The sequence below is a fragment of the Halococcus hamelinensis 100A6 genome, assembly GCF_000336675.1.
In the GTDB taxonomy this organism is placed as follows: Archaea; Halobacteriota; Halobacteria; order Halobacteriales; family Halococcaceae; genus Halococcus; species Halococcus hamelinensis.
The window spans coordinates 1-1,857 of the sequence record NZ_AOMB01000004.1 but is presented as its reverse complement, the minus strand read 5'-3'; the positions used below and the strand labels follow the sequence as shown (position 1 = coordinate 1,857).

Annotated in this window: 1 protein-coding gene; it reads left to right on the top strand. The window is 64.2% G+C overall.

Annotated features, from left to right (window positions below):
* The first annotated feature begins 330 nt into the window (after window positions 1-330).
* Entirely contained in the window at window positions 331-1,149 is an 819-nt protein-coding gene (locus C447_RS00905) for a rolling circle replication-associated protein (protein WP_004045523.1), read from the top strand.
* Window positions 1,150-1,857: the final 708 nt, after the last annotated feature.

Here is a 1,857-nt window from a genome sequence, read left to right as displayed (position 1 = left end):
ACTAAGCGCCGATCCACCGCAAGGATCGGGCGATCTTGATTTGCCCGAGAGCCGGCGTACCCGGCTCGAGGGCCGCCCGATCCGCACGCCCCCGACCGGCGGGAGGGGGCTATCTTGTGCGGTGGCGGTGCGGCGGCGGTGCGGTCTTTACTCGACGCTAGTTAGAACAACTCAAGAGCCGCTATGCTTCGCCAATTCAGGCGTTCCACCGTGCGGTGCGGTAGAAGACGTGCCGGTGGCTATGGTGCGGTGCGGTGCCACCGGCTCGTCTTCGTCGCGGTCGTCGGATAGTGCCGCCCCAGCTGGGCCGGACGTGCTGTCGGGCCACTCGTGGAGCAGCTCGCGATCGCGTCGGTCGGGGTGGTCGGAGTGAGCGCGGATCCCGTCGACGGCGAGGTCGAGTTGGATGAGCAGTCACGGCTCGGTCGGGACTGGGATTGCGGGCCGGATCGGGAGCGGCCGGACTGCCGGAAGGACTTGGCGCACCTGAAGTACCAGACAGAATCGGGGGAACAGGCGTCGTACCGTTGCGGTTCGTGGGACTGCGAGTGTTGCGGCCACCGGCTGAGGATGGGACTGATCGAGGAGATAGAACGGATCACGGAGGAGCGCCCGGAGATGCGTCGGTTCCTGACGCTCACAGTGGACCGCAGAGCGCCCGCGTCGAAGGAGGAGAAGCACGAGTACATCACCGATCGGTGGAACGCGCTGAGGACGGAACTGAGGGACCGCTATCCAAACCTGTCGTATCTGTGGGTGCGGCACGAGGGAGACGAGCGGGACCGGCCGCACCTGCACCTGCTCGTGGATCGGTTCCTGCCGCAGCGGGAACTGTCGCAGTTGGCCGAGCGCGTCGGCCTCGGCCGGGTGGTGGACATCCGGCGGGTGGACGCACGGAACGCGGCGCACTACATCAGTGCGTACCTCGGTCGTGGCTCGCTGTCGTTCCTGCCGTCGGGGTCGCGGCGGTACGGATCTAGCGCCGACGTCGATCTCGATCCACGCGATCCGGGCGGCGACGATCGTGACGGCAGTGCGCTCGAGGAGGACTGGTCACTGATGGCGTGGGATCCGATCGTCGAGGACTGGGTGTCGGCTGCGTCGGGAGACTTCCGGCGCGACGAGGATAGAGGACCGCCACCAGACTAGATCGGTCGGTCCCACCGCGAGGTGAGAGGTGCCGGGTGGGGTCCCCCTAGACACCGTTATAGGTCCCTGTGGTGGGTGGTGGGGTCGGTTCGATTTTCGGCGACCCTTGCGCCGTCCTGCGATTAGGGAGCGGAGGGGCGAGTGATTGTGGTGGGAGAATCGCAAGACGGCGGTAAGTTGTGGCGGTTCAGACAGGGGTATCCTTACGCCGTCCTGCGATTGTACGGATAGGGCCGGGATTCGACAGGGGGAAGAATCGCAAGACGGCGGTAAGTTGTGATGGGTGATACTCCGGGGCGATCGGCGACCCCTGCGCTGTCATGCGGTTTCGGGTTCTGTCTGGCTATGGTTAGAACTGCTAATAACAATATGTGGGCGTGTTGGTAGTATCGGGATAGGTAGATGTTCTGCCGGGGTGAAAGGTCAGTATTCTTTAAGGGGCTAGTCGTTCTCGTCGCAGTCAAAGCTACGCAACGTGAGTGAATGCCCGGAGAAGGCCCGGGCGACGGACGATTCCACCGGACGCGATTTGTGGCAGAATCGCCCGGTGGAAACCTCTTGGCCGGAGGGTTCGTCCTCGCTCTGTCCTCTCTCAGCCGAGTCAGTAAGTGTTTCGACGGTTCACGGAAACGCTCGGTCTGGACGACTAAGCGCCGATCCACCGCAAGGATCGGGCGATCTTGATTTGCCCGAGAGCCGGCGTACCCG